This is a genomic window from Rheinheimera sp., from assembly GCF_965283995.1.
Classification (GTDB): Bacteria; Pseudomonadota; Gammaproteobacteria; order Enterobacterales; family Alteromonadaceae; genus Pararheinheimera.
Window position 1 is genome coordinate 89,233 of record NZ_CBDIQG010000001.1, and the last position, 24,191, is coordinate 113,423.

At 51.4% G+C, this 24,191-nt stretch carries 21 protein-coding genes; 15 read left to right on the plus strand and 6 right to left on the minus strand.

Going from position 1 to position 24,191, the window contains the following annotated elements:
- Positions 1 to 33: 33 nt before the first annotated feature.
- The 4 genes from pdxH (at position 34) to ACQ66Q_RS00500 (ending at position 4,236) form a co-directional block, all read left to right on the plus strand.
- Positions 34 to 672, plus strand: a complete 639-nt coding sequence (pdxH, locus tag ACQ66Q_RS00485; protein WP_430458520.1) for a pyridoxamine 5'-phosphate oxidase — start codon at positions 34 to 36, stop codon at positions 670 to 672.
- Between the two features lie 116 nt (positions 673 to 788).
- On the plus strand, positions 789 to 1,325 hold the full coding sequence (locus tag ACQ66Q_RS00490) for a GNAT family N-acetyltransferase (RefSeq protein ID WP_430454983.1): 537 nt from the start codon (positions 789 to 791) through the stop codon (positions 1,323 to 1,325).
- A gap of 275 nt (positions 1,326 to 1,600) precedes the next feature.
- Positions 1,601 to 3,289, plus strand: coding sequence for a M20/M25/M40 family metallo-hydrolase (locus tag ACQ66Q_RS00495; RefSeq protein WP_430454984.1), 1,689 nt, complete (start codon positions 1,601 to 1,603; stop codon positions 3,287 to 3,289).
- A gap of 107 nt (positions 3,290 to 3,396) precedes the next feature.
- Complete coding sequence (locus tag ACQ66Q_RS00500; protein ID WP_430454985.1) at positions 3,397 to 4,236, plus strand: TatD family hydrolase; 840 nt, start codon at positions 3,397 to 3,399, stop codon at positions 4,234 to 4,236.
- Positions 4,237 to 4,238: 2 nt separating this feature from the next.
- Here ACQ66Q_RS00500 and ACQ66Q_RS00505 read toward each other — a convergent pair whose 3' ends face one another.
- A complete protein-coding gene (locus ACQ66Q_RS00505) occupies positions 4,239 to 4,928 on the minus strand; it encodes an AhpA/YtjB family protein (RefSeq protein WP_430454986.1) in 690 nt (229 codons plus the stop codon).
- 28 nt (positions 4,929 to 4,956) lie between these two features.
- On the opposite strand from ACQ66Q_RS00505, the gene serB reads away from it, so the two are divergent.
- Together serB and ACQ66Q_RS00515 are read left to right on the plus strand one after the other, a co-directional pair.
- Entirely contained in the window at positions 4,957 to 5,988 is a 1,032-nt protein-coding gene (gene serB / locus ACQ66Q_RS00510; RefSeq protein WP_430454987.1) for a phosphoserine phosphatase SerB, read from the plus strand.
- Positions 5,985 to 6,881, plus strand: a complete 897-nt coding sequence (locus ACQ66Q_RS00515; RefSeq protein ID WP_430454988.1) for an alpha/beta fold hydrolase — start codon at positions 5,985 to 5,987, stop codon at positions 6,879 to 6,881. The genes serB and ACQ66Q_RS00515 overlap by 4 nt, the downstream gene beginning before the upstream one ends.
- 28 nt (positions 6,882 to 6,909) lie before the next feature.
- On the opposite strand, the gene ACQ66Q_RS00520 is transcribed toward ACQ66Q_RS00515, so the two are convergent.
- Positions 6,910 to 9,447: a PilZ domain-containing protein gene (locus ACQ66Q_RS00520; protein WP_430454989.1), complete on the minus strand. Its 2,538-nt coding sequence runs from the start codon at positions 9,445 to 9,447 to the stop codon at positions 6,910 to 6,912.
- A gap of 94 nt (positions 9,448 to 9,541) precedes the next feature.
- On the opposite strand from ACQ66Q_RS00520, the gene radA reads away from it, so the two are divergent.
- Positions 9,542 to 10,906, plus strand: coding sequence for a DNA repair protein RadA (gene radA / locus ACQ66Q_RS00525; protein ID WP_208930697.1), 1,365 nt, complete (start codon positions 9,542 to 9,544; stop codon positions 10,904 to 10,906).
- A 66-nt stretch (positions 10,907 to 10,972) separates the two neighbouring features.
- Here the strand turns inward: radA and ACQ66Q_RS00530 are convergent, their stop codons facing one another.
- The gene (locus ACQ66Q_RS00530; RefSeq protein WP_430454990.1) at positions 10,973 to 11,722 is read right to left on the minus strand and encodes an outer membrane protein assembly factor BamD; all 750 of its coding nucleotides are present in this window, start codon (positions 11,720 to 11,722) and stop codon (positions 10,973 to 10,975) included.
- Positions 11,723 to 11,847: 125 nt separating this feature from the next.
- On the opposite strand from ACQ66Q_RS00530, the gene rluD reads away from it, so the two are divergent.
- From rluD to clpB, 3 genes are all read left to right on the plus strand, one after another.
- Positions 11,848 to 12,822, plus strand: coding sequence for a 23S rRNA pseudouridine(1911/1915/1917) synthase RluD (gene rluD / locus ACQ66Q_RS00535; protein ID WP_208930699.1), 975 nt, complete (start codon positions 11,848 to 11,850; stop codon positions 12,820 to 12,822).
- A complete protein-coding gene (pgeF, locus tag ACQ66Q_RS00540) occupies positions 12,822 to 13,598 on the plus strand; it encodes a peptidoglycan editing factor PgeF (protein WP_430454991.1) in 777 nt (258 codons plus the stop codon). Before rluD ends, pgeF begins: the two co-directional genes overlap by 1 nt.
- A 114-nt stretch (positions 13,599 to 13,712) precedes the next feature.
- The gene (gene clpB, locus ACQ66Q_RS00545) at positions 13,713 to 16,298 is read left to right on the plus strand and encodes an ATP-dependent chaperone ClpB (RefSeq protein ID WP_430454992.1); all 2,586 of its coding nucleotides are present in this window, start codon (positions 13,713 to 13,715) and stop codon (positions 16,296 to 16,298) included.
- Positions 16,299 to 16,352: 54 nt separating this feature from the next.
- Here clpB and ACQ66Q_RS00550 read toward each other — a convergent pair whose 3' ends face one another.
- Positions 16,353 to 16,820, minus strand: a complete 468-nt coding sequence (locus tag ACQ66Q_RS00550) for a DUF4124 domain-containing protein (protein ID WP_430454993.1) — start codon at positions 16,818 to 16,820, stop codon at positions 16,353 to 16,355.
- Positions 16,821 to 16,976: 156 nt separating this feature from the next.
- Here ACQ66Q_RS00550 and ACQ66Q_RS00555 point away from each other — a divergent pair, with 156 nt between their 5' ends.
- Both ACQ66Q_RS00555 and gshA read left to right on the plus strand, forming a co-directional pair.
- A complete protein-coding gene (locus ACQ66Q_RS00555; RefSeq protein WP_430454994.1) occupies positions 16,977 to 17,420 on the plus strand; it encodes a CBS domain-containing protein in 444 nt (147 codons plus the stop codon).
- A 114-nt stretch (positions 17,421 to 17,534) separates the two neighbouring features.
- Positions 17,535 to 19,130 (plus strand): glutamate--cysteine ligase, encoded by a 1,596-nt coding sequence (gene gshA / locus ACQ66Q_RS00560; RefSeq protein WP_430454995.1) that lies wholly within the window; start codon positions 17,535 to 17,537, stop codon positions 19,128 to 19,130.
- 276 nt (positions 19,131 to 19,406) lie between these two features.
- On the opposite strand, the gene ACQ66Q_RS00565 is transcribed toward gshA, so the two are convergent.
- Entirely contained in the window at positions 19,407 to 20,675 is a 1,269-nt protein-coding gene (locus tag ACQ66Q_RS00565; protein WP_430454996.1) for an HlyC/CorC family transporter, read from the minus strand.
- 69 nt (positions 20,676 to 20,744) lie between these two features.
- Positions 20,745 to 21,542, minus strand: a complete 798-nt coding sequence (locus tag ACQ66Q_RS00570) for a cytochrome C assembly family protein (RefSeq protein WP_430454997.1) — start codon at positions 21,540 to 21,542, stop codon at positions 20,745 to 20,747.
- A 135-nt stretch (positions 21,543 to 21,677) separates the two neighbouring features.
- Here ACQ66Q_RS00570 and ffh point away from each other — a divergent pair, with 135 nt between their 5' ends.
- The 3 genes from ffh (at position 21,678) to rimM (ending at position 24,184) form a co-directional block, all read left to right on the plus strand.
- Positions 21,678 to 23,048 (plus strand): signal recognition particle protein, encoded by a 1,371-nt coding sequence (gene ffh / locus ACQ66Q_RS00575; RefSeq protein WP_208930707.1) that lies wholly within the window; start codon positions 21,678 to 21,680, stop codon positions 23,046 to 23,048.
- A gap of 331 nt (positions 23,049 to 23,379) precedes the next feature.
- The gene (rpsP, locus tag ACQ66Q_RS00580) at positions 23,380 to 23,631 is read left to right on the plus strand and encodes a 30S ribosomal protein S16 (RefSeq protein WP_208930708.1); all 252 of its coding nucleotides are present in this window, start codon (positions 23,380 to 23,382) and stop codon (positions 23,629 to 23,631) included.
- Positions 23,632 to 23,659: 28 nt separating this feature from the next.
- Positions 23,660 to 24,184, plus strand: coding sequence for a ribosome maturation factor RimM (rimM, locus tag ACQ66Q_RS00585; RefSeq protein ID WP_430454998.1), 525 nt, complete (start codon positions 23,660 to 23,662; stop codon positions 24,182 to 24,184).
- Positions 24,185 to 24,191 lie beyond the last annotated feature (7 nt).

The window sequence follows — 24,191 nt, forward strand, 5'->3', positions numbered from 1 at the left end:
TCAATTGCCGGCAAATAGGAAGCTTTGATGAGTGTGAATGTCGCGGATATCCGCCGTAGTTATGTTAAGGATAAGCTGGATCTGGATAAGTTAAATCCAGATCCTTTTGTGCAGTTTGAAGGCTGGCTGAAAGACGCCATCTCGGCCGAACTGCCGGACCCGACGGCGATGTGTGTCGCCAGTGTTGATGCCGACGGCCAGCCGTCGCAGCGTCTGGTGTTACTCAAAGACGTCAGCAGCGCCGGTTTTGTGTTTTACACCAACCTCGGCAGTCGCAAAGCGCAGGAGCTGGCGGGTAATCCGAAAGTTTGTCTGCATTTTCCCTGGCATCCGCTGGAGCGGCAGGTCATCGTTTATGGTGCGGCCGAGCGGGTACCTACCTCTCAGGTGTTGCATTATTTCACCTCCAGACCGAAAGAAAGTCAGTTAGCTGCCTGGGCATCGGAACAAAGCCGTCCAGTGTCTACCCGTCTGGCGCTGATGCAAAAATTCGCTGAGATCAAACATAAATTCGAACACGGAGAAATTCCGGTCCCGAGTTTTTGGGGCGGGTTTTTAGTTAAACCGCATAAAATCGAATTCTGGCAGGGCGGTGAACACCGCTTGCACGACCGCTTTATGTACAGCCGGCAAGCAGATGCCAGTTGGGCCATTGAGCGGCTCTGTCCATAGCCAGCAGCTGGCTGACGCCGGTTAAATCCGGCAACACAGCGTTGTCAGGACCTGACTTGTTTTCTTGTTGGTGTTTCTTCTAAGCTGGCGGCACTTGTTGCAGTTGGATGAGAAAAATGAGTCAGTTACAAACAACGCTGGAAAGTCAGACGCTGCGCTTAATACCTTTGCAAGCAGCACATTGGCCTGAGCTGATGCGGGCAGCCAGCGACCCGTTGATCTGGGTTTTGCATCCGGAACCAGAACGTTATCAGCCAGACGTGTTCCGGCCGGTGTTTGACAGCGGTCTCGCCAGTGGCGGCGCCTATCTGATTTGCGACAAACAGAGCGGCGAAGTGTTGGGGACCAGTCGCTATTATGACTTTGACGCCGCTCGGCAGGAAGTAGCGATTGGTTATACCTTTTTGGTGCGTTCCCGCTGGGGTGGCGCGACCAATACCGAATTAAAACATCTGATGCTCACGCATGCGTTTGGATTTGTCAAAGTGGTCTGGTTTCACGTCGGCGAGCAGAATCTGCGCTCGCGCCGTGCGGTGGAAAAACTGGGGGCGCTTTATACCCATACCGACATCACGTCACCGACCGGTGTCGCGCGGGCGACTGTTTTTTACCGCCTCGACAAAACGAACTGGCTGGCGCAACAGCAGGTATAGCGGTTGACGTTGTTGGCTGCTAGCCAAAACCCGCGCTGGCGGAGAACTCATCCCCTCTAAGCACCATCACAGCGGTTTTTTTCGCAAACCGCCGGATGATGCATAGCAATGTACTCAATATAGGCCGATTGTCGTTGTAAATACTGTGTTGACCGCAAAGCAATTGCCTTGTGCCCGATGCTGTCTGAGTCTGATCTTTGCTTGTTCCTGACATCGCAAAGGAACAGTAAAAGCAAGACAGTAGAGCAATAATTAAAACAAGCGGGAACATGGTTATGAAACAATTTTTAACAGCAGCGACGGCGTCAGTGCTGGCGCTTGCGGTGTCACAGGCATTGGCCGCCGACTTAGAGATGGCCAATAAAATCCGTCACGAAGGCCTCTATCAAAGCGAAGTACTGCATACGCTCGAGTATCTGACTGATCAAATTGGTCCGCGTCTGACGGCGTCACCGCAAATGACGGCAGCGAACCAGTGGACCCTCAAGCAGTTGCAAGGCTGGGGTCTGAAAAATGCCGAATTGCATCCCTTTGAATTTGGCCGGGGCTGGAGTTCGTCCGCATCGAGCATCGCGCTGACGGCGCCAAGAACAGTATCTTTACATGGGATTCCGGTGGCCTGGACACCAGGCACTAACGGGCCCGTCGCTGGCGAAGTGATGATGTTTGATGTCAACACTGAAGCTGAGTTAGTGCAATACGCCGGCAAGTTACGCGGTAAATTTCTGATGATGGGCGAAGATCTGAAGATTGAGCCGCCAAATACCATCATTTTTGAGCGGCTCGGTAGCGACAAACTCAACAGCTTAAAAGACGCAGACGTCGGTGCCCGACCGAGTTATGAATCGGCGATGACCAAAGCGCTGCGCGCCAGCCGGAAACAGGCCTATCAATTTAACAAAGCACTGAGTGCTTTTTTAGTCAAAGAGCAGGCGGCCGGTGTCATTTACCGTTCCAGCCGACAGGGTGGTCTGGTCCGGGTCTTTGGTAAATCACACAAAATCGGTGAAACCTTTGGGGTGCCGGCCATCATTATCGAACAGGAAGACTACGGCCAGTTGTTACGGATGCTAGACCGCAAAGAACAACCGCAGCTGACACTCGATATCAAAGCGCAGTTCCATGATGACGATAAAAACGCCTACAACACTATTGCTGAAATTCCGGGCAGCGATAAAAACGGCGAAGTGGTGATGGTCGGTGCGCATCTTGATTCCTGGCATGCCAGTGATGGTGCTGTCGATAACGGTGCCGGCGTTGCCGTCGCGATGGAAGCGGTACGCATTCTGTCTAAACTGAAAGTGAAGCCAAAACGCACCATTCGCATCGCGCTGTGGTCGGGTGAAGAGCAGGGGCTGTATGGTTCGCGTGCTTATGTCAACGACTTCCTGGCCAGCCGCCCGTCGCCGGCAGATCCAGCAGAAAAAGCGCTGCCGCGGTATTTGTGGTCAAGCCCGGGCTGGCCGATTGCCCCGAAAGCTGGTTACGACAAACTGTCGGTTTACTTAAACATGGATAACGGCAGTGGACGATTCCGCGGTATCTATACCGAGGGGAATGTTGCGGTGAAACCGGTGTTTACCGACTGGTTTGGTCCTTACATGGACATCAGCAGCGGTACCGTATCACCGCGTTCAACCGGCGGGACTGATCATGAGTCCTTTGATGACGTGGGTTTACCGGGCTTTCAGTTTATTCAGGACCCGCTCGATTACAGCACCCGCCTGCATCACACGCATATCGATTCTATTGACCATGTGATTGAAGATGATTTGAAACAGGCGTCAGTGATCATGGCAGGTTTCCTGTATGAAGCGGCGATGGCCGAGAAAAAACTGCCACGCAAACCGATGCCAACGCCGGCTTCCAGTGTACAGCAACAACGTCAGGATCTAGAAAGCCAGAAAGAACGGCGTAAAGCTGAGCTTGAGGCAAAGAGCACGCTGGAAAGCGGTCAGCTCTGAGACGAAATAACAAACCCGGCGCCTGCCGGGTTTTCTTTGCGGGTCTCTTGCCTCTGGCTTTTGCTTCTGCTGCAATGCCTGCAATCGCTGCCTGCTGAAGATGCTCCATGCAACTGTCTGTCCCGCCAAGTTCTGATAAACCGTTCGATCAATTGTTTGATACACATTGCCATCTGGATTTGCCGGAACTTGCCGTTGATTTACCGGCGTTTCTCGAGGGTGCAATAAACGCCGGTGTCAGACGTATTTTAGTACCAGCGGTGGAAGCCGCGCGCTGGCCGGGCTTATTGCAGTTGCAACAACAAACGTCTGCCCTGACCATTGAGCTGGCGCTTGGCATTCATCCCTGGTGGGCGCACAGTGCAACAGAAGCGCAGCTCGTTGAATTGGCTAACCTGGTGCAGGCAGAAACAAGCGTCTGTGCCGTCGGTGAAATCGGGCTGGATTTTGCGCTGGTACAAGAGGACGAAGAGGCGACACGCAAACTGCACCAATGGCAACAAACATTGTTTAGCGCGCAACTAGCCTTAGCCGCGAAAGCAGGCAAACCTGTCGTTTTACACCATCGCAAATCACAACCGGCGCTGCTGGCCGAATTAAAACGCCAACAGTTCAGTCAGGGCGGCATTTTGCATGCATTTTCCGGTAGTACAGCGCAGGCGCACGCCTTTTTGGATTTGGGTTTTAAACTAGGCATTGGCGGCACGATCAGTTATGAACGGGCACAGAAAACCCGCGACACGGTCAGAAAGTTGCCATTGTCGGCACTCGTTTTAGAAACCGATGCGCCGGCGATGCCGCTGGCCGGTTTTCAGGGGCAGATTAACACACCAGCCCAACTGGCTTTGGTGTTTAGCCAGCTTTGTACACTAAGAAGTGAATCCGCTGACCTACTGGCGCAGACGTTATGGCAAAACAGTCTGACCGCCTTGCAGTTGTCGTCGTGAGTTCAGGTCTTTGGTGTGATTGAATGGGTCTGATGTTCCGGACTGTCGAGTGCTGCGTGATGCAATTCTTTATTTGAGGCCAGCCGGTGTGACAGTGCCTGTAATGAACCGCGTAACATCAGTGACAATAACGCGGTAAAACCAAGCATCCACAACACTTGTTCCATCAGCTGATGCCAGCTGGAACTTACCGCGTCAAAGCTGCTGTATTGTTTCAAACTAATTTTGATGTAACCCAGCAGCTGGTTCCCCTGATAAATTTCCTGCACCATCGGCAATAAATGATCTGGTGTTTGCGGCGCATATAATAATCGCGCCGGTTCACTGCCAACAGATTCGCTAAGACGCACGCCGTTGGCATCATAAACCACCACGTCGTGCAGGTAAGGATTGGATGCCATTTGCTGGGTTAACGCCTTCAGTCCCTCGAGTTGGTCGTTTTCAATCAGATAGGCACAGGTTTGCGCCAGCGCTTTTAAAGTTTCACGCATCAGCACAGCGCTTTGTTCGGCAAACAGCTGCTCGCCATGTTTGTTACTTTGCTGCCACCATTGCAGTAACAACAAGAATCCGCTGACGGCCAGTACAAATTGTACGCTCCGCCAGATTTTTGCTGATTTTTTTGGCTTTTTTACTGACATTTGACCTGATGATCCGCTGACAAGGCCGGAAAAATGCCGGTAGAATGCCATGCAGCCCACTTAAAGTACAGGTACGCCCGTGAGTCGTCTTTCGTCCGACATTGCAGTTCAGCCAGCTGAGCAGTTTTTTCCTGAATTATTTCAACAGCATCCGATTGTGCTTGTGCAAGAAACCGCGCAAGGCTTAGATCTTATTCCGGCGCAAATCAGTGCACCTGCCGCAGCGACCGTACGGCTCTGGAGTGGTGTTTCAGAGGCGCTTAACCTGACCACATTACGGCAAATCTTGCAGACCATGGCGCAGCCGGTATTGGCACTGCCATGCCAGCCACATCCGGATTTAGCGCCTGCACTTGAACTGCGTCTGCAATCAGAGCTGACCGCTGAAACCGTCAGCCAACTGCGGGAACAGGCCGCAGCTCTGGCGCTGGAGCTGAATTATCTGACCGCACAGCCGAAACTGGCAGCCCCAGGTGTGCTGGTGATGGATATGGACAGCACGGCCATTCAGATTGAATGTATTGACGAAATTGCGCTATTAGCCGGTGTTGGGCCGCAAGTCGCGGCTGTGACTGCGGCTGCGATGCGTGGCGAGCTGGATTTCGCCCAAAGCCTGCGTCAGCGCGTCGCGACGCTCAAAGATGCGCCTGAACAGGTGCTTGCTACTGTGCTTGAACAGTTGCCTTTGATGCCAGGGCTCGAAGTGCTGGTTGCAACTTTGCTGCGACACAACTGGACTGTGGCGATTGCGTCCGGTGGTTTTACTTATTTTACTGAAGCTTTGAAACAGCGTTTGGCGCTCAGTGCGACATTTGCCAATGTATTGGAGATCCGGGACGGTAAATTGACCGGGCAAGTATTGGGTGACATCGTAGACGCCCAAGTAAAAGCGCAGGTTGTTCAGCAACTTGCTGCCCAGCGGGATATGCCGCATGCGCAGACAGTCGCTATCGGCGATGGTGCCAATGACCTGCCGATGCTGGCTGTAGCCGGGCTTGGTGTAGCGTTTCACGCCAAACCATTGGTGCAGGCGAAAGCACAATATGCCATCCGCCAAGGCTCTTTGCTGCAGTTGTTATATTTGTTTGATACTTCAGATATGACCGCATGAAGCATCAGCAACATTCCATTTATTTGGATCAAGGTGGCTACCAATTGCATGTTAAAGCACTGGTGCCGCATCACGCTAGCGCGACCCCGGTGCTGATGTTGCACGGTGCTATTGAAAACGGTCGGATTTTTTATAGCCAGTCCGGCAAAGGTCTGGGCTGTTTTCTCGCCGATCAGGGGTTTCCCGTATATTGTGCTGATTTTGCCGGCCGGGGGTTATCCAGGCCACATGTCAGTAGCGGTTTTGATCAAAACCAGCATCAGCTGATTTGTCAGGATATTCCGGCGCTGATTGAAGACATCTACCAACGTCACCAACAAAAAGTCAGTCTGGTGTGCCATAGCTGGGGCGGTGTTGTCGCCTTGGCGGCGTTGGCACGTCACCCTGTGTTGTTAGATAAAGTGCGGGCAATTGTTTGTTTTGGCAGCAAAAGACGCATCAGCATCCGTTCCTGGCGTAAAAGCCTGCAAGTCGATCTGGTCTGGAACAAGCTCTGTCCCTGGTTAGCCGGCAGGCATGGCTATCTGCCCGCTAAACAATGGAAATTGGGTGCGGACGACGAACCGGTGCAGTTTTTACGCGACACCATTCATTGGATTAATCATCCGCATTTTATCGACCCGACCGATTCCTTTGACTACAGCGCCGCAGCGCAGCAACTGCAATGGCCGCCAACCTGGTTTTTCGCTGCAGTGAATGATCAGGTGCTCGGTCATGCGACAGACGTCAAACTGCTGATGCAGGAGTCTGGCCTGCAGCAAGCGCGATATCGGTTATTGGGAAAAAAGCACGGCGATGCGCTGGACTATGACCATATATCAATGTTAACAGCGGCACAGGCCAGAACCGGACATTTTCAGGATCTGGCGGATTGGCTAAAAATGCCGGAGTGATCTGTTCAGGCCGTGCAAAACGATCGGATCAGCTTTGCTGGTCCTGTTGTTGCACGAAAGCCCGGCGTTTTTGCTGTTGTTGCTGGATTTGTTCCGGAGCGATGCTGTAACGCAGTAGGATCTCGTCGCTGATATCAATCACATCACCAACGCCGACTACACTCCATAATTCTTCTTCCAGTACCTTGGCCTTGTGAATGGCATACACGCTGATGTAGCTCAGCTCTTTATTGATATGCTCGGTGTCTGGCCGGCCGGTACGTGATAAATGGATGCGGAAACAAAACAATAAATCGTTGGCGAGTGCATCCTGAATAAAATAATGTTTGGCCTGCGTGGTTTTCAGATCAAAATCGAATTCGGTGACAAAACTCTGTTCAAACTTTTGTTGATTCTGCCGGTAGCGGATAAACACTTCGTAGGTGCGCGGTGGGTCCTGCCGTTTCATGCCTTTGAGCTGATTAGCAAAATGCAGATTCGTCGCGCTGTTTTTCAGCAGTGGTTGCAGGTTAGGCTTGGTCTTATCATCAGCAAATACACCGAGCAGACGATGTAAGTTATTTGGCTCTGCACCTTGGCCAAGCACATTTAAGTCATAACGAATACCATGCCGGTGCATAAAAAACGGAAAGCTGTTCAGTGCCTTCACATACATATTGCGCAGTGCCTGTCCGAGACCGGCAAATTTTGGCATCTCTTCCGCCATTGTCAGTTTGGCTCTGTTGTTTTTGATCAGTTGTTCAAAAAACAATCGACCCTGGTGCGGTAAATCCTGTTCAATAATCCGCAGATTCATAATCAGCTGGTTTTTACTGACAGCCATGACTTCATAGTCGAGCTCCTGCAGGCCATATTTACTGGAGATCTTCTGCATGTCTGGCAACGACAGCTGTATTTTGTCGCCTTTTTGATAAGCCACTGGTTCATGTGACTCAATTTGTAAGCCACGTGATGAGAAATCGCGGGTGTGGGCGTCAATAAACTGTTCTTTATTTATTTTTAGCAATACGCGGGTTTTATATAAAAAACGTCCTTCCGCGCGCAAATTGACATATTGCACCGCTACTGATTCCAGCGGTGGCAGGTCATCCAATTTCGGATGGCCAAAAACTTTCAGTTGACTGAGTAAGTTTTCATCAAAACTAATCTGTTGATATAACAGGTTACTTTCGTTGTGGTTAATTTCAGTCAGTGCCGCGACATAACGAAACTCCTGGATCAGTTGCAGCACTTGCGGTGACGGCGGCTGATTGAGTTTCTGAATGTCCTGGTCGGCTGTATCCGGCAAAGACAGTAGGATATGTGCATCTTGCGGGTGGGTGCGGTGCACGACCAGATGAAAGACCCGCCAGCTCGGTTTCTGCGCCCCAAAGCCAAAAAATACGTTTTGCAAATGTGGTTGCTGGGCAAGCTCGTCAGCGGTGGCTGAGTAAAAATAGAGCTTGCCTTTAGCCGCATGGGTGAAGCAATACAACACAGTTGAACGTTCAGCCGGCGCTTTTTGTAAGCAGGATTTCAGCCGTTTACCGGCCAGAATTTGCATCAGAACCGATTGTTGCCGTTCGTCCTGAAAATACTGCACGTGTTGTCGGTTATTTTCTGTGGTCAGTGCACACACGGGCACTGGTAGGCCGTCCCTGACCGCTAGGAACACCGGTAGAGAAGCGATACGCGGTAGATAAAACTGCTCATAGCCTTTGACGATCACCGCATCGAAAGTGTTGTCCAAATTGACCTTGTAGCGGCGTTTATTGCCATGAATAAACTGCTTGAGGAAATCGGTAAATCCGCGTTCATCACCGAGCGGTAGCCGTTTTACCCGCACATATTGCGTTCGCTCGATAACTTCGCTGTCAATGACCTGATATGGGATGCCGTGCGACAGGCCTAAGGCAAATTCTTGCTCTAAACCTGTGAAATGGATGGCAATTTTCTGCCCACTTTGCAAGCGGCGACTGCCGGGAACTTTCAGTTTACTGCCTGAGACCGACAGGTCAACCGTACTGGCCTGAAACTTTTCGCTGTTATCGAGTTCCACTTCGATATCGATAGTGAAGTTCATCCGTTCTTCACCGCGGCTGCAATAACTGGCGAACTGCACGATGCGGGGGCCAGTTTTGTCCTGTTCCTGTTCAGTCTCCGGGGCGGATTCTTTATTGATCAACGGATCGCCGGCTATTACCGCCTGCAACCGTTGTTCTGTTTCCTGTTTATGACGAACCCGGTAATTGTTATCGGTGTTCATTACCTCTTCGTACAGCCCCAGCGTGTACTGTCCATAGCGTTTGATGCCGCGTTCAAAGGCTTTGACGGCAGTGTCGTCCATATAATGGGTTTTGCCGGCATGGTCGTACGGTCGCACTTCGCCATCGACCCGACCGCGTAAATCTATGTAGTAACTACAAGGTTGACCAAGCCGTTTCAGCTCCATTTTTAACAGGAATTGTTTCGGTTTGGGGATCTCCTGCGTCAAAATGGTGAACACCTCGCTGAACTCATTGGAGTTCAGCAAGGGTTTTAACCGTTCAATGATGCCCTGATAAGGGAGGAGATCCTGTGTTGTCATTCTGCCCTGTGGTGCCGTCTGACTGCGACGGTCTGTGTTAATATCGATACAATAAAAGCAATTATTATGCCTATCAATCACTTTGAGGCCAAAGATGGCAAAAACAAAGACTGCTTATGTCTGTAACGAATGTGGTGCCGATTTTGTACGCTGGCAAGGCCAGTGTACAGAGTGTGGGGCCTGGAACACCATCAGTGAAGTAAGAATGACCGCACCTGCCAAAGGCAGTCGTGGCGGCAGTGGTGGTTATGCCGGTGCAACGGTCGCTAAAGTGATCCGGCTTGATCAGGTCGATTTGCAGGAAGTGCCGCGCTTCAGCTCTGGTTTTGCCGAGTTTGATCGGGTGCTAGGCGGCGGTATCGTGCCGGGGTCGGCTATTTTGATTGGCGGTCACCCTGGTGCCGGTAAAAGTACTTTATTGCTACAGATCATGTGTCATCTGGCATCAACTGGGCCCGCGCTCTACGTCACCGGGGAAGAATCACTGCAGCAGGTTGCGATGCGGGCCAACCGGTTGGGACTACCGACCAACCAATTAAAAATGCTGGCTGAAACGCAGGTCGAGACCATTTGTGAGCTGGCATTGCAGGAAAAACCGCGCATTATCGTCATCGATTCGATTCAGGTGATGCAAATGGCTGATATTCAGTCGGCGCCTGGCAGTGTGTCGCAGGTGCGTGAAAGTGCCGCGTATCTGACGCGTTTTGCCAAACAGCATCAAATCGCCGTCATTATGGTGGGGCATGTCACCAAAGATGGTTCTTTAGCAGGTCCGAAAGTGCTGGAGCATTGTATCGATTGCTCCGTGATGTTTGATGGGGATAGTGACAGTCGCTATCGCACGCTGCGCGGCAACAAAAACCGGTTTGGTGCGGTAAACGAGTTAGGCGTGTTCGCGATGACCGGTCAGGGCATGAAAGAAGTGAAAAATCCGTCGGCGATTTTTTTAAGCCGTGGCAAAGAAGAAGCGCCGGGTTCGCTGGTGATGGTGTTGTGGGAAGGCACCAGACCGCTGTTGGTCGAAATTCAGGGCCTCGTAGACTATTCCCCGCTGAATAATCCGCGCCGGGTGGCGGTAGGGATGGAGCAAAACCGGCTGTCGATGCTACTGGCAGTAATGCACCGCCATGCTGGTATTCAGATGGCTGATCAGGATGTTTTTGTCAACGTGGTCGGTGGGGTCCGTGTGGGCGAAACCGGTGCCGATCTCGCCACATTGCTGGCCCTGGTATCGAGTTTTCGCAATAAGCCACTGCCAATGGATTTGGTGGTGTTTGGTGAAGTGGGCTTATCCGGAGAGATCCGGCCGGTGCCTAGTGGCCAGGAACGCCTGCGTGAGGCCGCCAAACATGGTTTTCGCCGTGCCATAGTTCCACACAGCAATGTACCAAAAGAACCGTTGGAAGGCATGCAAGTGATTGGCGTCAACAAACTCAGTGACGCGCTGGAAGCGCTCTGAGGAATTTTGGTATTCACTGAATAGCAAAAAGGCCACATAAGTGGCCTTTTTCAACAAAATATCCGTTTAGCTTTGCTGGTTTGGAAAGTTCAGCTGCAACACGGCTTTGGCGTCGTCACGCAGTTTAGTCAGACCCAACTCATCATAACTTTTTACCATCAGTGCTAACGCCTGCGGCACCAGCGGAGAATCGCGATAAGTTTCCAGCACAAAACGTGCACGGTTCGCCGCGGCTAAATGTGCGCCCCGGCGGCTGTAATAATCAGCGATCAGTAATTCATGGCGGACCAGTTTTTCTTTGATCACAATCATCTGCGTTTTGGCAGCCGCAGCATATTTACTGTTCGGATAAGTACTGGTCAGGATTTTAAAATCGTCAAACGCCTGTTTCGTACTGGCGATGTCACGGTCAGCCCGGTCAATGCCAAAAAATTCCTGAAACGAGTTCTGATCGGACTGTAAATTGCTGACACCGCGCATGTAATACACGTAATCAAGGTCCGGATGGTTAGGATTGAGGCGAATAAAGCGGTCAATGCTGGCCAGTGACTGTTTTATATCGCCAGACTGGTTGTAGGCGAAAATCAGGTCCAATTGTACCTGGCGGGCCATCGGACCGAACGGATAGCGACTTTCCATCCCTTTAAGTAATTCGATGGCGCGACTGTAAAGGCCTGAATCTAATACAGCTTTTGCTTCATTATAAGATTGTTGGGCGGTTTGATTGGTGTTCACCAGCTCATCAGCTGGCTTGTTGCCGGCACAACCGGTCAGCAGTGCGGCGACTGCAAAAACTGCGAAAAATTTCACTTTCATTAAAAAACCCACTCAGACTGCAGCCTTTGGCTGTCTAGTCCTGCATAAAATCGTTAAAATAGGCAGAATATTTTCGATTCTACCCCAGAGCGTGCAGTGATGCACAGAGGATAACCGGTTCCGACATGACAAAACAGATAAAACTTACAGAAACAGTACCTGATCATCTTTACGGCAAACGCTTGGATCAGGTTCTGGCCGAAATGTTCCCTGATTATTCGCGTTCGCGGATAAAAGAGTGGATCCTGGCCGGCTGGGTCAACGTCAACAACCGCCTGTGTGACACACCGCGGGAAAAATTGCTTGGCGGCGAACATATCGTGATCAATGCCGAGATTGAAGAAGACGAGCGGTTTGAAGCCGAACCGATTGACCTGAATATCGTTTATGAAGATGAACATATTCTGGTGATCAACAAACCGGCGGGACTGGTGGTCCACCCGGGCGCCGGTAATCACGATGGCACGTTGCTGAACGCGTTATTACACCATTGCCCTGGCATCGGCGAAGTGCCGCGCGCCGGCATCATCCACCGCCTCGACAAAGACACCACAGGATTGATGGTGGTGGCGAAAACGATCCCGGCACAGACGCATTTAGTGGAGATGATGCAAAACCGCGAGATCACCCGCGAATATGAAGCGATCGTGCATGGTTCGATGACAGCAGGCGGTATGGTGGATGAGCCGATTGGCCGTCACCCGACCAAACGTACCCACATGGCGGTGACTTCCAGCGGCAAACCTGCTGTGACCCATTACCGCGTCATGGAAAAGTTCCGTAATCACACCCGGTTGCGTCTGCGTCTGGAAACAGGGCGTACCCACCAAATCCGTGTCCACATGACTTACATCAACTATCCGTTGGTTGGTGATCCGGTTTACGCCGGCCGGCCGCGCCCGCCACGTAAAGCGGATGAGTCTTTGTTAGTGGTGCTGCGCGCTTTCCGCCGCCAGGCGCTGCATGCCGCGATGCTACGTTTTGCACATCCTATTACGCTTGAATTGCTGGAATGGCATGCGCCGGTACCAGAGGATATGGTGACATTGACGGTTGCACTGCGTAACGACACGCTGCAGCACGGCATGGACAACAGCTGATGTACCGGGTGGCTGCGCCGGATTTTCTGTTGCCAGACTGGCCGGCGCCAGCGCATGTCCGCGCGCTGTCAACCAGTCGTGGCTTGGCGGCGCAGTCACAGTGCGGTGGCTCTGCAGGCATTTTTGCCGGGCTGAACCTCGGAACTCATGTCGGCGATGCACCGGATACGGTGTTGGCAAATCGTCAGTTACTGCAGCAATACTGTGATTTGCCGCACCAACCTGCCTGGCTCAATCAAGTACATGGTATTGCCGTGCTGGATTTAGATCAGTGGCAAGGTCAACTGACGGACGCGGATGCCAGCGTTACGTCGACCCCGGGGCTTGCTGCGGTTGTGATGACCGCGGATTGTCTGCCGGTGTTGTTTTGTGACCGGCAGGGGCGCAAAGTTGCGGCAGCGCATGCCGGCTGGCGAGGCCTGTGTGACGGCGTGCTGGAAGCGACGCTACAGCATTTTCCCGAACGTGCCGACGTGCTGGCCTGGCTCGGACCTGCAATAGGCCCTGTTCATTTTGAAGTTGGCAGCGAAGTGCGTGCTGCTTTTATGGCCAAAGATCCACAAGCCGCAGCCGCTTTTGTACCCTCGCTTAACGCCGGTAAATATCTGGCAGACATTTATCTGCTGGCCAGGCAGCGGCTGCAGGCTGCGGGGGTCAGCGCTATTTATGGCGGTGACTATTGTACAGTGGCTGATCCGCAGCGTTTTTTCTCTTATCGGCGCGACGGCCAGACCGGTCGGCAGGCCAGTTTGATTTGGTTAACTACCGCTATTTGACCTCATTTCCCGCAGTTTTTTGACGTAAGTCAATTTTTTGACGGCTAGCGCTTGAAAAAACAGCAGCCGTTCCCCATCTATGTCATAACAAGGTTTTCAGATGGGAGTCTACCAATGCGTTTAGATCGCTTTACCAGCAAGTTTCAGGAGGCCATCGCAACAGCTCAGTCGCTGGCGCTTGGCCGCGACCATCAGTTTATTGAGCCCGTGCATCTGATGCATGCTTTGCTGAATCAGGAAGGCGGTACCGTCCGTGATCTGCTGAGCAAAATTGGTATCAATCTGCATGACCTGCGCTCGAAAATTTCGCAGGCGATTGAACGGCTGCCGAAAGTCGAAGGTACCGAAGGTAATCTGCAGCTGTCGACCAGTATGATTAACCTGTTGAATTTGTGCGATAAACTGGCACAAAAGCGTAAAGATCAGTTTATCTCCAGCGAATTGTTTGTACTGGCAGCCTGTGATGACAAAGCTGAACTCGGTGCGTTATTAAAAAGTCTCGGCGTCAGTAAAGATGCGATGGAAAAAGCCATCGAGCAAATGCGCGCCGGCCAGAAAGTCGATGATCCGAACGCTGAAGATACGCGCCAGGCGCTGAATAAATACACCATTGACCTGACAGCCCGCGCCGAAGCCGGCAAGCTGGATCCGGTGATTGGCCGCGACGAAGAGATCCGCCGTTGTATTCAGGTGTTACAACGTCGTACCAAAAACAATCCGGTGCTGATCGGCGAGCCCGGCGTTGGCAAAACTGCCATTGTCGAAGGGCTGGCGCTGCGCATTATCAACAAAGAAGTGCCGGAAGGCCTCAAAGACAAACGGGTGCTGTCGCTGGACTTAGGCGCGCTGCTGGCTGGCGCCAAATACCGCGGCGAGTTCGAAGAGCGACTCAAAGCGGTCCTGAGTGAGCTGGCCAAAGAAGAAGGCCGCGTCATTCTGTTTATCGACGAAATTCATACGATGGTCGGTGCTGGCAAAGCCGATGGCGCGATGGATGCCGGCAATATGTTAAAGCCGGCGTTAGCGCGCGGTGAGCTACATTGTTTAGGTGCGACCACACTGGATGAGTACCGTAAATACATCGAGAAAGACGCGGCGCTGGAGCGGCGTTTCCAAAAAGTGCTGGTGGAAGAGCCTTCGGTTGAGGACACCATCGCCATTTTACGTGGCCTGAAAGAGCGATATGAGTTGCATCACGGTGTGGATATCACAGATCCGGCGATAGTTGCTGCGGCGATGTTGTCACACCGTTATGTGGCGGACCGGCAATTACCAGACAAAGCCATTGATTTAATTGACGAAGCAGCCTCCAGTATCCGGATGCAGATGGATTCCAAACCTGAAGAGCTGGACCGGCTGGAGCGGCGTATTATCCAGTTGAAACTGGAAGATAATGCGCTGTCAAAAGAAACAGATGATGCCAGTAAAAAACGCCGTGATTTTATTCTGGAGCAAATTCGCGAGCTGGATCAGAAATACAATGAGCTGGACGAAGTCTGGAGTTCAGAAAAAGCTGCATTACAAGGCACACAAAGTATCAAAGCGGATCTGGAACAGGCGCGGCTCGATATGGAAGTAGCGCGGCGTGCCGGCGATTTAAACCGCATGTCGCAACTGAAATATGAACGCATTCCGGCACTGGAAAAACGGCTGGATTTGGCCGCCCAGGCTGAAATGCATGAAATGAAACTGCTGCGTAACAAAGTGACGGAGCAGGAAATTGCTGAAGTGCTGTCCAAAGCCACCGGGATCCCGGTTAGCAAAATGCTCGAAGGGGAGCGCGACAAGTTGTTGCGGATGGAAGAGGCCTTAGCACGCCGGGTCATCGGCCAGGTTGAAGCGGTGGCGGCAGTATCGAATGCTATTCGCCGTTCGCGTGCCGGCTTGTCTGATCCGAATAAACCAATTGGGTCATTTTTGTTTTTGGGGCCAACTGGTGTCGGCAAAACCGAGCTGACCAAAGCGCTGGCCAATTTCCTGTTCGACAGTGAAGATGCGCTGATCCGCATTGATATGTCTGAATTTATGGAAAAACACGCGGTGTCGCGCCTGGTTGGTGCACCACCGGGTTATGTCGGCTATGAAGAAGGCGGTTATCTGACAGAAGCGGTACGCCGCCGGCCATATTCAGTCGTGTTGTTGGATGAAGTGGAAAAGGCCCATCCGGATGTATTTAACATCCTGTTGCAGGTGCTGGATGATGGCCGTTTGACCGATGGGCAGGGCCGCACGGTCGACTTTAAGAATACCGTGATCATCATGACGTCGAACTTAGGCTCCGACCTTATTCAGGAGCACTATGCCGAACAAAGTTATGATCAGATGAAAAGCATGCTGATGCAGGTGCTGACGCAGCAGTTCAGGCCGGAATTTTTGAACCGGGTCGATGAGACCGTCGTGTTTCATCCGCTGGATCATGCACAGATCAAAAACATCGCGGGTATTCAACTGAACCGGTTACGGCAGCGGCTGGCGGAACGGCAATATGGTCTGGAGGTGTCTGAAGCCGCACTTGAGCATATTGCAGCAGTCGGTTTTGACCCGGTGTTTGGTGCAAGACCACTCAAACGGGCCGTGCAGCAATATGTCGAAAACGCACTGGCGCAAAGTCTGTTGCGCGGGAACATCCCGCCAAACAGCCTGATCCACATCGATGTAGTCGCTGATAAATTCATCATCAGTAGTCAGCCAATGAACTGAGCATCGCATCAGGCAAAATCACACCGTAGCGAAGGAACAAATGCTGCGGTGTGATTATTTTTTGCTGGGGGCCGGACTGTCTGGCTGGCAAAATTCACGAATATGTTGTTCGGTGACAACCAGTTGCTCTGCGCGCATTTCCATGGTCAGTGCGACCGCAGCGCCGTCGGCGTTGGTGATGGCCACGGGCGCTTCCGCGGTCAGCCGTTGTTTATTCATCCGCGCTTGCTGGCAGTTTTGTTGCTTCAGTTGCTGATTGACCTGCTCAACCTGTTGGTTTAACGCTGCAATTTGTTTCGCGTCCAGCGGTTTGACCGGTGTGGTAGCGGCAGTGGCTTTCACTTTTGTCACTGTTGATTTTGCCTGAGTATCGACAATTTCGTAGTCAATACCGGCAGACGGAGGTGTCTGACTGACATGTAACTGGCCTTTATTGTCTTGCCAGCGGTAATATTCCTGTGCATTAACGGTGAACGTCAGCAGCGCAGCACACAGCAAGTGACAACCCAAAGCAACATTCATCGGGAACTCCTAGCCAAAATCTGTTCTTTCTCCCAGTGTACCTGAATTCCCGGCTGCTGCTAACGGGCAATTGTTGTTGACCTGATGTACTTTGCGATTCGACAGCTGCAAATGGTAGAGTAATGATTCATAAATGAAATTGACCGGAGGCGCTGAATGTCCATAGACGCCATTATGTCGAAAAAAGTGGTTGTGACACATACGGAAGCAACCCTGGCCAGCCTGCGCAGCATATTTTCCGAAGCGCACTACCAACATGTTCCTGTGGTGGATAGTATGCAACGGGTCGTAGGTATTGTGTCGGTCAAAGATTTTTATAAAGCGATGAGCCCGGTCGTCGATTCCGCCTCTGAACACACGGCAGAACTTTTTGCGCAAGGTCGGAAAGTGCGTTCGATCATGACCAGCCCGGTAGTGTGCATCGGGCCGGATACTTCGGTGATCCAAGCCGCAACTTTATTAATAGAACGCAACATCAGTTGTTTACTGGTGACAAATCAACAGCATAAGCTGCTGGGTATTGTGTCCTGGAAAGATATTATGCGGTTAATTGTGCAACGCCAGCAGTCCAGACGACGACAGCAGGAAGAAGAGGAATAGACAGAACTTCCCTTGTTTTTTGTGCTCAGCTCCCCAATGATAGGGATCCGGACCGCACCTTGCTGCTGCGTTTTCACACTAGAGGGTGCTTTGATCACCCGATAAGGACTGCAATTGAGTCAGCTGTTTACCTCCCGTATCGCCGCATTGCGCACTGCGCCTTGGCGCAACGACATCACCGGTATTCGTCGCGGTATTGAACGCGAAACTTTACGGATCAAACCCGATGGAACCTTATCGCAGCAGGATCATCCGCTGGCGCTGGGTTCGGCATTAACGCATCCGCTGATCACGACAGACTTTTCCGAATCTTTGCTCGAGTTTATTACGCCGGCAACCACCAGCATTGAAACGACAGTGGCCCAGCTGACCGATATTCACCGATTCGCCATGCGGCAGTTAGGCGACGAGCGTCTCGGTGCCGGCAGTATGCCTTGTTATATTGCACATCAGGACGAGATCCGGTTGGCCTACTATGGCAAGTCGAATGTCGGCAAAATGAAAACACTGTACCGCCAGGGCTTGAAGAACCGCTACGGCAGCATGATGCAAGCCATCAGCGGCGTACATTTTAATTTCTCCATCCCCGAAGCGTTCTGGCAGCAATATCAGACAATGCTGGGTGATACGCAGCCGCTGCAGGAGTTTATCTCTGCACAGTACCTGCACCTGATCCGCAACTATAAGCGCTATGTCTGGCTGATTGTGTACCTGTTTGGTGCTTCACCTGCGATGTGTAAATCATTTCTGCAGGGCCGGCAAAGCAAATACAGTTTCCAGACCTTGGGCAGTGGCACTTTGTATCTGCCATACGCCACCTCGCTGCGGATGAGTGATTTGGGTTATACCAACAGTGCGCAGTCCAGTTTGGCCATTACCTATAACAATCTGCCGGAATATATCCGCGGGCTGCATCAGGCGATCACGACGCCATCGGCCGAATATCAGGCAATAGGACAGGGCAATGCGGGCGAACATCAGCAACTGAATAGCAATATCCTGCAAATTGAAAACGAGTTTTATTCGACCATCCGGCCTAAGCGGACAATCAAAAGCGGTGAACGGCCAACTTGCGCATTAGCCAAACGCGGTGTCGAATATATCGAAGTACGTGCACTGGATGTGAACCCGTTTAGTGCCGTCGGGATCACCGCCGAGCAGATGCGCTTTCTCGATTTATTTTTGTTGTACTGTTTACTCGAGGAGAGTCCGGAACAAGATGCCGAGGCGCAGGCCGTCACGGAGCGGAATCTGAAAAAAGTCGTCACCGATGGCCGCCGGTTGAATCTGGAGTTAGATCAGGATGGGCAGCCGCGGTTGATGCAAGATTGGGCAGAAGAGATTTTTGCTGAATTGTCACCATTGGCGGCATGGCTCGATGATGCTTATCAAAGTGCCGATGACCCAGCCCGATCCTATCAAAGTATTCTGAAGCAGTATTATCTGAGTTTACTGGACCCGGCGCGAACGCCATCGGGCAAGATGCTGGCGATGTTACAGGCCAACCAGCAGGATAATGGTCAGGTCAATCTGCAACTGGCAGATCTGTATCGTCAGCAGCTATTAGCCGGCGAGTATCAACATTATCAGCACGCCGAGTTCATGCAGATGGCGGCGGATTCACTAGCGGAGCAGCAACAGATTGAAGCTGCCGACACCGTGGGTTTTGATCAATACCTGCAACAGTATTTCGCCGAAAAACCTTGTTAGCCGGTATCATATTTCATTGAATTGCCCGAAGCCTGCAGACATGCGGGCTTTTTATCGTCTGGTTGTCGGCGTACACTTGCGCCGCGCATGCTCCGGGCAAAAAAACGGCCACATCAGTGGCCGTAAAACTAAGGATAGGGAGAATCCAGGGATGAAAACAAAAACTTGGCAGAATCCTTTCAAATAGTCAGACGAGGTCTGCTAAAGAAAGTTCAGAAAAATTTGTGATTTTTTTAGTTATTTTACAAGTCTTTGCTTTTAATGGTTTTTTATTATTTAGTCTTGCTTCAGGTGCGGGTAAAGCCGAACCAGTTTAATCATATTGTCCTGCACTTCGACGATCTCCAACGGATAGCCGAGTAATTTCAGACTGAGGTTTGATTGCGGGATGTCTTCGAGATATTCCAGCACCAACCCATTAAAAGTCTTCGGGCCGTCGGTAGGGAAGTTCAGATGTAACTCGCGGTTCAGATCGCGTAAGTTGATACTGCCCTCGACCAGAAACGAGCCATCAGGTTGCGGTCGGATCTCTTCACTATTAGCTTCTGCGGTATCTGTGGTGAATTCGCCGACAACTTCTTCCAGAATATCTTCCAGTGTAACCAAACCCTGAATATCACCAAACTCATCCACCACCAGGCCAATGCGTTCTTTTGAGTGCTGAAACTTCACCAGCTGGGTGTTCAGACTGGTGCCTTCCGGAATGAAGTAGATATCATGCACCGCACGTAACAGGCTGGCTTTATTCAATTGCTCTTTCAGCACCAGCCGCATGATGTCGCGGGTATGTAAAAAACCGAGGGCATCGTCAACACTGTCCCTATACAGCAAAATACGACTGTGCTGGGTGATGGACAGCTGATGCAGAATATCTTTCCACTCGTCGTTGATATCGATGCCAACCAGTTCGTTGCGCGGTACCATGATGTCTTCTACGGTGGCTTTTTCCAGATCCAATACACCGACCAGCATGCTCTGGTGCTGCCCCGGCAATATAGCACTGGCTTCATGCACGACAGTCCGCAGTTCTTCACTACTCAGACTATGGCCCTGATGTTGTTCCGCGCTGACGCCAAACCAACTCAATATTCCGTTACAGATCCGGTTCATTAACCAGACTACCGGATACAGCACTTTCATTAGCGGCTTGAGGATTAAACTACTCGGAAAAGCGACGCGTTCCGGATGTAATGCACCGAGTGTTTTTGGGGTGACTTCACCAAAAATCAGAATGATGAGAGTGAGTGCCGCAGTGGCAATGGCAATGCCATAATCGCCATAGAGTCGCATGCCAATCACCGTACCTATTGCGGATGCGGCGATATTCACCAGATTGTTACCCACCAGAATCAGGCCAATTAAGCGATCACGCCGTTGCAATAACGCATGGGTACGCTGTGCACCAGGGTGGTTTTCGTTTAATAAATGCTTCAGCCGGTAGGGGTTCACCGACATCATCGCAGTTTCAGTTGCGGAGAAATAAGCAGAGCAGAGCACCAGAAACGCCAGTATCAGAAGCAGCGTGCCGGTAGAGATTGCGTCCAAGTCGGAGTATGCCTGTGTTGCCGTTCAGCTTCAATTAATATGCGAAATCAGACACAGCGTCAAGTCAGACTACAGCAGCACTTCGCGGACAAAGCGACTGCCAAAGTAGGCCAAAGTCAGTAACAAGCTGCCGGTCATGGTCAGGCCATTGGCGATACGTCCACGCCAGCCGGCTAACCGATGACCCGCTAACAGCACGACAAAAACGACAAACCCAAGGGTGCTGAGTACGTTCTTGTGCAGGTTATGGCGGGCAAACCAGTCCTGACCAAATACAGCGCCACTGAATACTGTAATACCCAGCAGAATAGTGCCTAATAAAATCAGCCGGAACAGAAGTTGTTCGGCCTGCATCAAAGGCGGCAGTACGGTGCCGCTTGGGAGTGGAGTTCTCTGTTTCAGCCGCTGACTGATCAGGCTGACCTGAAATGAATATAAGGTTGCCATAATCAGAATCACGTAAGCAATAAACGCCACCATGATATGGGTCAGCAACCAGGGGCTATGCTCAAAATGCTGCAGTTGGACAGCGTCGGGCAGCAAAATGACAGCCAGCTGCACCATGGCGGCAAAGCCATACACTATAGGTAACAGTAAAAGAATCGGGGTGCGCAGCGCGGTGACCGTAAAAGCTGCAGTAATCAGCCAGCACACCAGCGAACTGACATTCAGCAAACTGAAATTTTGCCCTTCGGCGGTAAACAGGCTTTGGCTCAGCCCCAGCATATGCAGGACTACACCGGCAATGGCGACTGTAAACAGCAATTTCAGGCGGGGCCCATCGGCATGGTACAACCGCTGCGACACAATCACAGCGGCAACCAGATAACAAAGCAGGGCGAGTACAGGCAAGAATGCGGCCGACATGCAAATAATTCCAATTTGAATGCATATTTTTGGTCATTGTATGGGAAGAGACGACAGATTGACAGAGCCTGAGGCTGACGCCTTGCCACTGCTTTGGTATAATCGCCGTCATTTTTGACAGAACCGGATTTGACCATGTTTGAGAATTTGTCGGATCGCCTGACCCGAACGCTGAAAAATATCAGTGGCCGTGGCCGCCTGACCGAAGACAACATCAAAGAGACCTTGCGTGAAGTGCGCATGGCGTTGCTTGAAGCGGACGTGGCGTTGCCAGTCGTGCGGGATTTCGTCAATCAGGTAAAAGAGCGCTCGGTAGGTCTTGAAGTCAGTAAAAGTCTGACCCCAGGTCAGGAATTTCTCAAAATCGTCAAAAAAGCGCTGGAAGAGGCGATGGGGGAAGCTAATGAAGAGCTAACCCTGAACACCCAGCCGCCAGCAGTCGTGTTAATGGCAGGTCTGCAAGGTGCCGGTAAAACTACTTCAGTGGCGAAACTGGCCAAGTTCTTAAAAGAGCGTAAAAAGAAAAAAGTGATGGTGGTATCGGCGGACGTGTATCGGCCGGCCGCCATCAAACAGCTGGAAACGCTGGCAAAAGATGTCGGCGTTGAGTTTTTCCCTAGTGATATTTCGCAAAAACCGGTGGATATCGCCAATGCGGCCATCAGCGCGGCTAAGTTAGGATTCTACGATATCCTGTTGGTCGACACCGCCGGCCGTCTGCATGTTGACAGTGAAATGATGGATGAGATCAAAGCGTTACACGCGGCGATCAAACCAATTGAAACCCTGTTTGTCGTCGATGCGATGACAGGTCAGGATGCTGCCAATACGGCCAAAGCCTTTAATGAAGCGTTGCCACTGACCGGTGTGATCCTGACTAAAGCCGACGGTGATGCGCGCGGTGGTGCTGCATTATCTATCCGCCACATCACTGGCAAGCCGATTAAGTTTATCGGTATGGGTGAAAAAACCGATGCGCTGGAGCCATTCCACCCGGATCGGATCGCCTCGCGAATTCTCGGTATGGGCGATGTACTGAGTCTGATCGAAGAGCTCGAGCAAAAAGTTGACCGTGATCAGGCCGCTAAAGTGGCCGCGAAGATGATGAAGGGTCAGGGCTTCAGTCTGGAAGATTTCCGCGATCAACTGGTCCAAATGCGCAGCATGGGCGGCATGATGTCGATGTTGGACAAATTGCCGGGCATGAAAAATCTGCCGGCTGGCGCCAAAGATCAGATCAACAATAAAAGCTTCAATAAAATGGAAGCCATCATCAATTCGATGACACCAAAGGAGCGCCAGTTCCCGGATTTGATCAAAGGCTCGCGTAAAAAGCGTATCGCGGCCGGATCTGGCACTTTGGTACAGGACGTCAATCAGTTGCTGAAACAATTCACTCAAATGCAGAAAATGATGAAACAAATGAGTGGTAAAGGCGGCATGATGAAAATGATGCGGGCGATGGGTGGTAAATTACCGCCTGGTTTGCCGGGTGGTGGACGTTAACCCATAGACATACTTGTCCAACTGGCCATTGCATCGCAGTGGCCTTTTTGTATCGGAAGCTCTTCGTTATCACCGCTCAGTGTGAAGTGAACTGAATGGCAATTTTAAGGCTGGATCCGAAGGATCTGTTGACTATCCGCAGCGCTTGTCCCAACAGCTTGTCAAGAGCTTATCCACAGAGTCATCCACCGGTATTACTGGCCTGATAACCGGCTGCAAAGCCTGAAATCCCTTGCATTACAATGAAAAACGCGTACAATTCGGCGTCCCTGCGGCCTGACCGCGGGGATTTTGATTTACAAAAACCTGAACGATTGAAATAGAGGACGGTATGGTAACTATTCGTTTACAACGTGGTGGCGCGAAAAAGCGTCCATTTTACCAAGTTGTGGTCGCTGACAGCCGTTTTGCTCGTGATGGCCGCTTCATTGAGCGCGTGGGTTTCTTCAACCCAATCGCTGGCGGTTCTGAAGAGAAAGCGCGCATCGACCTGGACCGCGTTGATCACTGGGTTGCACAAGGTGCATCTCTGAGCGATCGCGTTGCGTCACTGGTAAAAGCTGCTAAAAAAGCTGCTGCTTAATTAGCAAACTGGGTAGGAATTGACCTTGATGGGTAAAGATTTAGTTGTCTTAGGTAAGTTTGGCGCTGTTTACGGCATCAACGGGTGGCTAAAAGTAATTTCCTACACAGATATCCCGGAAGGGATTTTTGATTACACACCCTGGCAGATCCAATCTCAGGGCAAATGGCAACCAGTGCAAATCTCCAGTTGGAAACGCCATAGCAATGGCTTAATCGTCAAACTGGAAGGTGTTAGTGACCGGGACCAGGCACAAGTTTTCGTGAATGCGGAAATCGCTGTGACTCAGACCAGTCTGCCCGCGCTTGATGACGGCGACTTTTACTGGAAAGACCTGATGGGTCTGACCGTGGTAAATGAAGCCGGTTATGATTTAGGCGTCGTGGACGACATCATGGAAACTGGCTCGAACGACGTTCTCGTTGTGAAGGCAAACCGAACCGATGCATTTGGTAAAAAAGAGCGCTTGATTCCATTTTTGACTGACTCTGTCATCAAAAATGTGGATAAAACGCAAGGACGAATTATCGTCGACTGGGACCCAGATTTTTAATGTCCGG

Bases quoted from the DNA above. Each gene is read 5' to 3' on its own strand.
- ACQ66Q_RS00490 (WP_430454983.1), top strand. From the start codon at position 789: ATGAGTCAGTTACAAACAACGCTGGAAAGTCAGACGCTGCGCTTAATA.
- ACQ66Q_RS00495 (WP_430454984.1), top strand. From the start codon at position 1,601: ATGAAACAATTTTTAACAGCAGCGACGGCGTCAGTGCTGGCGCTTGCG.
- ACQ66Q_RS00500 (WP_430454985.1), top strand. From the start codon at position 3,397: ATGCAACTGTCTGTCCCGCCAAGTTCTGATAAACCGTTCGATCAATTG.
- ACQ66Q_RS00505 (WP_430454986.1), bottom strand. From the start codon at position 4,928: ATGGCATTCTACCGGCATTTTTCCGGCCTTGTCAGCGGATCATCAGGT.
- ACQ66Q_RS00515 (WP_430454988.1), top strand. From the start codon at position 5,985: ATGAAGCATCAGCAACATTCCATTTATTTGGATCAAGGTGGCTACCAA.
- ACQ66Q_RS00520 (WP_430454989.1), bottom strand. From the start codon at position 9,447: ATGACAACACAGGATCTCCTCCCTTATCAGGGCATCATTGAACGGTTA.
- radA (WP_208930697.1), top strand. From the start codon at position 9,542: ATGGCAAAAACAAAGACTGCTTATGTCTGTAACGAATGTGGTGCCGAT.
- ACQ66Q_RS00530 (WP_430454990.1), bottom strand. From the start codon at position 11,722: ATGAAAGTGAAATTTTTCGCAGTTTTTGCAGTCGCCGCACTGCTGACC.
- rluD (WP_208930699.1), top strand. From the start codon at position 11,848: ATGACAAAACAGATAAAACTTACAGAAACAGTACCTGATCATCTTTAC.
- pgeF (WP_430454991.1), top strand. From the start codon at position 12,822: ATGTACCGGGTGGCTGCGCCGGATTTTCTGTTGCCAGACTGGCCGGCG.
- clpB (WP_430454992.1), top strand. From the start codon at position 13,713: ATGCGTTTAGATCGCTTTACCAGCAAGTTTCAGGAGGCCATCGCAACA.
- ACQ66Q_RS00550 (WP_430454993.1), bottom strand. From the start codon at position 16,820: ATGAATGTTGCTTTGGGTTGTCACTTGCTGTGTGCTGCGCTGCTGACG.
- ACQ66Q_RS00555 (WP_430454994.1), top strand. From the start codon at position 16,977: ATGTCCATAGACGCCATTATGTCGAAAAAAGTGGTTGTGACACATACG.
- ACQ66Q_RS00570 (WP_430454997.1), bottom strand. From the start codon at position 21,542: ATGTCGGCCGCATTCTTGCCTGTACTCGCCCTGCTTTGTTATCTGGTT.
- ffh (WP_208930707.1), top strand. From the start codon at position 21,678: ATGTTTGAGAATTTGTCGGATCGCCTGACCCGAACGCTGAAAAATATC.
- rpsP (WP_208930708.1), top strand. From the start codon at position 23,380: ATGGTAACTATTCGTTTACAACGTGGTGGCGCGAAAAAGCGTCCATTT.
- rimM (WP_430454998.1), top strand. From the start codon at position 23,660: ATGGGTAAAGATTTAGTTGTCTTAGGTAAGTTTGGCGCTGTTTACGGC.